Annotated in this window: 6 protein-coding genes; 5 read left to right on the top strand and 1 reads right to left on the bottom strand. The window is 58.7% G+C overall.

Annotated elements, in window-relative coordinates:
* Nucleotides 1–549 precede the first annotated feature (549 nt).
* The 4 genes from EOA49_RS29670 (at nucleotide 550) to EOA49_RS29655 (ending at nucleotide 2625) form a co-directional block, all read left to right on the top strand.
* Nucleotides 550–1263 carry a ParA family protein gene (locus EOA49_RS29670; protein WP_127243521.1) on the top strand — a complete coding sequence of 238 codons (714 nt, stop codon included), beginning with the start codon at nucleotides 550–552 and terminating at the stop codon, nucleotides 1261–1263.
* A 73-nt stretch (nucleotides 1264–1336) separates the two neighbouring features.
* Nucleotides 1337–1696 (top strand): hypothetical protein, encoded by a 360-nt coding sequence (locus tag EOA49_RS33815; RefSeq protein WP_245460842.1) that lies wholly within the window; start codon nucleotides 1337–1339, stop codon nucleotides 1694–1696.
* 30 nt (nucleotides 1697–1726) lie between these two features.
* Nucleotides 1727–2092 (top strand): hypothetical protein, encoded by a 366-nt coding sequence (locus tag EOA49_RS29660; RefSeq protein ID WP_245460841.1) that lies wholly within the window; start codon nucleotides 1727–1729, stop codon nucleotides 2090–2092.
* A gap of 26 nt (nucleotides 2093–2118) precedes the next feature.
* Nucleotides 2119–2625 carry a helix-turn-helix transcriptional regulator gene (locus tag EOA49_RS29655; RefSeq protein ID WP_164747081.1) on the top strand — a complete coding sequence of 169 codons (507 nt, stop codon included), beginning with the start codon at nucleotides 2119–2121 and terminating at the stop codon, nucleotides 2623–2625.
* 169 nt (nucleotides 2626–2794) lie between these two features.
* On the opposite strand, the gene EOA49_RS29650 is transcribed toward EOA49_RS29655, so the two are convergent.
* A complete protein-coding gene (locus EOA49_RS29650) occupies nucleotides 2795–3772 on the bottom strand; it encodes a hypothetical protein (protein WP_127243520.1) in 978 nt (325 codons plus the stop codon).
* A 409-nt stretch (nucleotides 3773–4181) separates the two neighbouring features.
* On the opposite strand from EOA49_RS29650, the gene EOA49_RS29645 reads away from it, so the two are divergent.
* Nucleotides 4182–5878, top strand: a 1697-nt coding sequence (locus EOA49_RS29645) for a hypothetical protein (RefSeq protein ID WP_127243519.1), incomplete at its 3' end; no start/stop codon positions are given.

Below are 5878 nucleotides of genomic sequence, written 5' to 3'. Positions count from 1 at the left end.
TCGCTCGACATTATCGCGACCATGAGCAGGGCCTTCGCCCCTGCCTTTTCAAACGCTAAAACGCTCTCCAGGGTTCACCTCCAGGACCGCTTTGTCGGCCTTTGTGTGCCCCTCGTACTCGCCCGCAAGGGACGCTCCGCTCTTCGCCCTGGCCGGCTGCGTGCGAGCGTCACAGACGGCCTTCACGCGGCTCCGGGGTTCACCACAAAAGGAGCGGGAAGGGCCTGCGGCGGCGCTGACGACCTCTTTGGCCAAACGGGGGAAAATTGCGTTGACCGGCCAGGGCTCCAGGGTTGCTCAACGCCAGCGCGCGCCATTCCAATCTCACACGACTTGTTCACACGATGTGTTCACATGGAATGACGTTACGATGTGGGAGTACGATGTGATTGATGTATCACACGCTAGGGTAGTGAGGCTTAATCGCATCGTGTAAAAGCGAAACCAAGCACTCGCTTCGTTTGGAAATGCAGCCCAAGAGGAGGCATGTGCGTGGCGACGGCCTGCCCTGTTCGGTTTAGAGGGCGTCAAAAGAGAGGGAGATCAGACATGCCTCGAAGAATTTGCGCGATCAGCGGCAAAGGCGGCGCCGGGAAGACGACGGTCATTATCCTCGTTGCCGGCGAGTACGCTATTCAGGGAAAGAAGGTTCTTCTGATCGACGCCGATCCGCGCCAGAACCTCGCCGAATGGTGGAAGCGATGCGAGGCCAAGGACAATCTTCCGGCCAACATCGAGTTGCACAGCGCGGCAACGCAGCGAAGCATTGAAACCGTGCTTGCCGACCAAGACGGCGTCTATGACGTAATCCTGATGGACTCACCCGGCGTCGACAGCGTCATCCGCGATACGATCATCCGCAACTGCGACCTGGTGCTGACGCCAATTCAGCCGAACCAGGATGAAATCAAGGCGGCCGGCGAAGCCGCCACCATCACGGCGGATATTGGCGATAGGCAGCGGCGTACGATTCCCCACCTCAACGTGGTGACGCGCGTCGCCCTGCCGGGCCGCGCTCTCGAGGCTTACAGGCTGATCCGTCCGTTCATCGCCAATCTTCGCGACAATGGCTATGAATCGACGCTGATGGAAACCGAGTTCACCGAACGCAATTGCTACCGCGAAATCCGTAACGGCCTCGGCACCTTGCAGATGCTCGAACTGACCGACCCGGTGATGAAGGGCCGCGCGGAGGTCACGGCGTTTGTGGCCGAGCTCGATCGGCATCTCGCGGCAAACCGGGAAAAGGTGGGAAATGTCTAAACCAGGCAAACTGTCAGTCTCTGACTTTCCGATCGCTCCGCGACGGCCGAAGCCAGCCACATCCGAAGCCACAATGAAACCAGCCCTTGTGTCGGAAGGGGCAGAGGCTGGTTTCATTGCACAGGCGCCAACAGCTCCGCCGGTTTCAGAAACGGATGCTACAAGGGAACGGCCCCGGCGCGGTCTGCCAAACCAGAGCGGTGAAGAGCGCAAGAGCAAGGCGATCGAACGTGCTCTGGCTCAGGAGGAGGGGCGTTATCGCCTGCGCGACCTCAAAAGAGCACACACGCGAGAAGCCAAACACTACGTCAATTGCCCGCTGGACTACGACACGAAGATGCGACTGCAAAAAGCCGCCTTCGACAACGACATCAAGATGACGGTGATCATAAAGGCAGCCGTCGACCAGTTCCTCCGAGACAACGGCTATTGATTCATGGGCGGTCGAAGCCTCCTGTTCGGGATGACCGCCGGTATCCTTATTGGCATCTGTGCCGCACCGATGACCGGTCGCCGAGGCTTCGATTTTGGTGAAGGCTCAAAAGCCGCTTCCCCATTGGACGTGCTTATGGAATCCGCTCTCGATGCGGCCATCCGGCCATCGGACGAAACCGCCAAAGGCGAGCTGTTTCGCTTATCCAATTGGGATATCTCAATGCACGGGACCGGATCGACGGTTACCGTGAAGCGATGTATTAGTCTTGGCAAAGATTCTATCGCGTGCGAACTCCTGGCGCATCTGGGGTGGGTCGATGGGGAAAAACTTGTCGAAGCTGTGTTCGAGGGCGAACCGGGTACTTGGCGAATGGTTGCAGCCAGGGCGCGCTGATTTTCTCTCAGTGGGAGGGAGGGGACGTGCCTAAGGATATGGATGCCTATAAAGACAAAATGGATTTGGTTGAGACGATTGATCCTGAGATCGATAAACCTGTTTTCCGCCGCCCGGGATTCGAAGGCATCAAAACCTTCGGCGAGATCGACGAAAGAATAGCTCAGTTCATCCGCAAGGCGCGCGAGGACAAGGATCTGACCCGCGCCGAGCTTGCGCCCTTGCTTGGCCTATCGATGCAGGTTTATGGCCGCTATGAACGCGCATTCTCAAAAATGCACGTCACGCGGATGATCCACTTGTGCGAAATCCTCGGATTTATGCCGATGGAAATGCTGTACAGCGCTGCTCCGCATCTATGGGGCCGCACGCCGGAAGAAGCGCGCGACACCATGGAACTCGCGCAACAGGTCGTGTCTCTTCCGCACGGCACCAAGCGCGATCTCCTAGCCCTGGTCAAGAAAATGGCGGACTTGGAGCGTGCCGCCAGTTCCGCGCCGGGGGGTGCACCAAAGGGAAATGGGGGTCGCTAGTCCCTGCCCCGCATTTGTCCTGACTAACTTGGCTCTCCGGCAACCGGGAGAACGAATCAACTTGGCGTCGCATCCTCGCCGATAAGAACCGGACGCTTGATACCCAAGACAGAACGCTACTCCTACCCATCTTCACCCCTTTGCGTACCAAAGACCACAGAGTTGGTAGTCAAACCGGAATCTGGTTCGGAGTTTGTGGCGCGTGCTCAATCAGCGTCTTTGTCGCCTCGAGGAATTGCCGAACCGCTTCGAGCTCGTCTTCCGAAACTCGGCCGCCTTCATAACGGTGCATGACCTTATTTGCCTTTGCAACGTAGGATTTCAGGTCCAGTCGGCGGATGTGTTCGTACCTTTTTTCGGCAAGAGCCAGCAATTCGCCGAGCATCATTGGCTTGCCGTTCTCTTTTCTACTCTCCTCCTCGGGAAGATAGAATTCCTTGAGCACTCGCTCCAAGACTGCCCGGCACATTGCGATAGCTGCTGCTGGCAGGCCAAAGACGTATGCTTTTGTAGCATCGTCGAGGAGAGCGATGAGGGCCTCGGGAGCGCCTTCCGCGGCGGTTCTGTTCCTGCGCGTTGGAATCAGGGTTCGCGGCAATTTCTCCCACCGCTCCTCGATCTTGGCGAAGTCGATGCCAACTTTCTCAGTGAACCAATCATACGCTTCCACGCCCTCTCGAAGTCCCTCCTCAACTTCCCAAATCCATTGGACCATTGCGTCCACTGCTTCAGCCGCGTTGTCGGGTTTCGCCGAACTTGCCGTTTTGATGGGGGGCCGCCCCCCCGGATTAAGGATTTCCGACACGGGGATGCCATCGACCTCATTATTGGCCTCTGGGAAAAGGGCATTAAGGGAAAGCCGGCCATAGACTCTGTTCACCTCGTTCGCGAAGGTTTCCCTGTACAACTTGTAGCGCTCAATAAACCAGCCCGGCACGTCCCGGAGAAATCGACCGTTAGCGCGTTCCGTTTCGAATGCGTTTTCCCAAAAATACAATGACCCGACTACCCGCCGTGCGTCCGCGCTGTTTTTGACCAGCATTTCGATACGCGACGCGTCGTTGCCTGACCGTCCCTCAAGCTCCCGGAACAGCCGATTGAACTCGTTGAAAGATTTCATTCTAGCCCGGACTTCTTCGCTGTCCATTGAGATGGCCCAGCATATGCCCAATATGCCTGGCGTTGTTAAGATGTTTGCTCGCCCACACCGCGAACGACAGTCCGCATGACGGTCGTTCGTGCTAACCGAGCGGCGACCGCTCACATCCTAAGCGCGAGTCGAGTTCGGGTACCAAGCGTTGGATTTTCGCCACTAGGTTGCGCCCGAACCCGAGACGGTCTCTGCGCTCGCGCGCGATCACGCGAATACGCCTCATGATCTTTGGCGCTCCGCTGTCGGCGGGGGCATCGTCGTGCGTCGCGTCTCGCTGCCGCTGCAGTTGTATTGTTGCGTTTCGCGAGTTCTACATTACTCTGCAACGGACTGATTTCATGGGGCTGGGCTGGAATTCCAGGACGGTCGTCAGCGCGAGGCGGCAGTCATTGGGGGTTAGTGCATGCCGACGAACAATTGGATCCGGTTCCTTCGGAACTACGGCCCAATCCCCACCAACGACAACATGTACGACGAGACCATCCAGCGGGCCCTCGCTCGGCTGAAGATGGCGCCTATCGAGCTCCCTGCCCAGTATCTCGAATGGCTGGTCCAGAACTTCAGGTCGGACGAGTGCAGGTCCATCATTCTTACCGGCACTGCTGGTGATGGGAAGACCTATCATTGCCGGCGTGTCTGGCTTGAGCTCGGCGGCACCATTGAGGATTGGAACGGCGGCGAGAAAATCCAAAGGCTGAATCTCGGCGCTCGACAACTCATCGTCGTCAAGGATCTGAGCGAACTTCGTTCCGATGAAAGCAAGCCGCTGATCGAGCAGATGGCCTGGGACGTCGCCGACCCGAACTCGCCGCGCGTCTATCTGATGGCTGCCAATCACGGCCAGCTGCTTGAGAAGCTGAAGACTGCGGGCAGCGACAAGAACACGACCGCTCTCGTCGAGGTGGTTGAGAACCTCTTAGTCGCTGGGCGCAGCGGCAATGCCGCCATCAAGCTCGATTTGAGGGACCTTAGTCGGTCCGCAGCGGCCGTCATGATCGACCAGGTCATCGATGCGGTGACCAAGCACCCGGGCTGGGACGGTTGCTCGGACTGCCCGGCGCTCGGGCAAGGCACCTGTCCCATTCGCGAGAACCGGGAGCGGCTGGTCGGGACAAACGACAATGGTCTGTTCAGACAGCGCTTGGGCAACCTGGTCGAAGCGAGCGAACAGAACGGGGGCCATTTCACCATCCGGCAAGTCCTTTCGCTGGTCACGAATGTCATTCTTGGTCATCCCGATGCGAGGGACGGATTGATGGCGTGCACTGACGTCGCGGACCTGGCGTCGGCGGGGACGGCCGAGCGGGCCAATCCTTATCGCAACGTGTTCGGAGGAAATCTGCGGCCGAGCCGCGCCGAAAGAACCGAGCCGTTCCGCAAGCTCAATCTGTTCGGAATCGGATCCGAGACGAGCAACAAAGTCGACAACATGCTGGTGTACGGCGCGGACGATCCTGCGCTCGTGGACACGTACCGAGCTTTGGTGCAGTCCGATCAGGTCTATGGCGAAACGCCGGCGTACAAGCGGGCACAGCAGTCCTATCTCGAGGGCGACGATCCGACCGCCGTCGCGCGTTTTCTGGGATTGCTACGCGGGCAGCGCCAGCGCCTCTTCTTCACCCTTTCCGACGACCTCGCCGACAGCCTAGACCTGTGGGATCTAACAGTCTTCCGGTACGCCGGCCTCTACCTTGAAACCGCTCGCGCCCTGACTGAGAAAGGGCCGCTGCCACGCCAGGTAATGCCCATGCTGATACGCGGGCTCAATCGCGTGTTCACAGGCATGCTGATCCAGAACCAGGACGAACTTGTGCTCGCAAGTTCGGGAAGCCAGTCGCAATCGCGAACAAGCCCATTGCTGGAAGAGTTTGTTTCCGTCGCTCGTCGTGGCGGCGACGAGGTCGCGCTCCTCGGTGACGGGACCGGCGGCATGAAGCTCGTTGTCAAGCTTGCTCGCGACGACCCGCCACCGGTGACGCTGCAGCTCTCGACAACGCGGTTTGAGTTTCTCGGACGTGTGGCCGAGGGAGCGCTGCCGACCAGTTTTTCTCTGGAATGCCACGAGGATCTTCTGGCGTTCAAGGCGAGGCTCCTGAGTGC

The sequence above is a fragment of the Mesorhizobium sp. M1A.F.Ca.IN.020.04.1.1 genome, assembly GCF_003997315.1.
Lineage (GTDB): Bacteria > Pseudomonadota > Alphaproteobacteria > Rhizobiales > Rhizobiaceae > Mesorhizobium.
Note: the sequence above shows the minus strand (reverse complement) of the source record. Positions and strands in the feature narration are given on the sequence as shown.

Coding starts and splice junctions, on each gene's coding strand:
- EOA49_RS29670 (WP_127243521.1), top strand. CDS start 550: ATGCCTCGAAGAATTTGCGCGATCAGCGGCAAAGGCGGCGCCGGGAAG.
- EOA49_RS33815 (WP_245460842.1), top strand. CDS start 1,337: ATGAAACCAGCCCTTGTGTCGGAAGGGGCAGAGGCTGGTTTCATTGCA.
- EOA49_RS29660 (WP_245460841.1), top strand. CDS start 1,727: ATGACCGCCGGTATCCTTATTGGCATCTGTGCCGCACCGATGACCGGT.
- EOA49_RS29650 (WP_127243520.1), bottom strand. CDS start 3,772: ATGGACAGCGAAGAAGTCCGGGCTAGAATGAAATCTTTCAACGAGTTC.